Consider the following 1,383-nt stretch of genomic DNA (forward strand, 5'->3'; position numbering starts at 1 on the left):
TTGTACTTTTGGAACAGCTTATAGCCTAGTGGCAGGCTACGCTGCTGAAATGAAAGATCTCATTGCTGACCTTGCGGCCCTCTCATCGGTACAGCGGCAGTGCTCACCTTGGGATTTAACACGGTATTGCTTATCGACGGCGCCACTTTCCTCGTGGCCATGCTCTTTGTTCTTCCGTTTCTCTCAGCACGTTGCGAACCAGCAGGCGAAAACTCTAAAAGCGCAGCGGCTGAACCAGAACCGGACAGCGCAGGTTCATCGAGTCCAAACAAGCCTCTTGCGTCCCCAACGCTCCCGAGCTGGGTGCGGGTAGGGCTCGGCACTTGGCTGGTCGCGGCAGTAGTCAACGGCTTCCTGGGAAGTGCTGGTCCTACATGGATTATGAATACTTTCGACGAAAAGTCGTGGGGGTTTATGGCAACTGCGCTTGCGGTCGGTTCGCTGCTTGGCTCAGCCGCAACAATTTTGAAGGCATTAGATCGAGTGCGTTTTAGCACCTTGCAAATCCTCATGTTGATTCTTCTGGCCGGGCAGATCCTGGCTTTGGCATACTCCTCTGTCTTCGTGCTCATCGCCGCAGTTGGTGCCGCTGCGTCCTTGTTAATGACTGCGGCAGGCATTGCGTGGGATTCTCTCGGGCAGTCTTTGGGAGATGATGGTCTGGTACACCAGTTCGCTACAAAGGATCAGCTGGTCTTTACCGCCGGTACCCCGCTTGGAATGATTCTTTTCGCGGCGCTTTCTTCTCATCCTGGTGTTGCGGCGGTTGCTTTGGCAGCTGCGTTGGTAGTCGCAGCTGTTGCGTCGGCCTTGCCCGTGGCGCGTTCGCCGCGTACGGCAGATATAGCTGAGGGGGCTGTTTCTTTGTAATGAAGTATGTACGCGCCGCAAGTGTGCAATTAGCCCATTTAGTTCCCACCTCAGCAAAGACCTCAGCTAAGGAAGGATTGAACTATGCCTATAAAGCACTCCGTTGAGTTTAAGGAAAAGGCGATTCATCAGATCATTGAAATGGTCCGGCTGGAGTCCTGCACATTGCAGCGCGCCTACGCGGAGGCCGGTGAGCTGCTTGGGGTATCTCACCATACGTTTCGGGCTTGGTACCGTGGCAGCGCTTCAGTACGTGTGACTCTGACGCTTCAGGCGGCGAGATAATGGAGGAAGAGCTCAAGCGACTGCGCCGCGGGAACCGTGAGCTGAAGCGAGCAAACGGGATTCTTAAGACTGCTTCGGCTTTTTCGCAGCGGAACTCGACCGACCCGCGACCAAATGATCTCCTACATCGACGCATACAAAAATCAGTTTGGGGGCCCTTCCGGTTTTAGAGTGCGTTGATTTTGTCCTGTAGTTGTCCGGAGTGGATCAGGCACCGCAAGATGTAGT

General features: G+C 54.5%; 1 protein-coding gene and 1 pseudogene. Both read left to right on the forward strand.

The genetic code is table 11. The annotated features are described in order from the left end of the window. Positions 1 to 381: 381 nt before the first annotated feature. Entirely contained in the window at positions 382 to 870 is a 489-nt protein-coding gene (locus tag QP922_RS12765) for a hypothetical protein (protein ID WP_284809905.1), read from the forward strand. 84 nt (positions 871 to 954) lie between these two features. Continuing rightward, a pseudogene (locus QP922_RS12990) lies at positions 955 to 1,308 on the forward strand (IS3-like element IS3501 family transposase); the annotation flags it as partial. Positions 1,309 to 1,383 lie beyond the last annotated feature (75 nt).

The organism is Corynebacterium sp. MSK218 (assembly GCF_030232655.1).
Lineage (GTDB): Bacteria > Actinomycetota > Actinomycetes > Mycobacteriales > Mycobacteriaceae > Corynebacterium.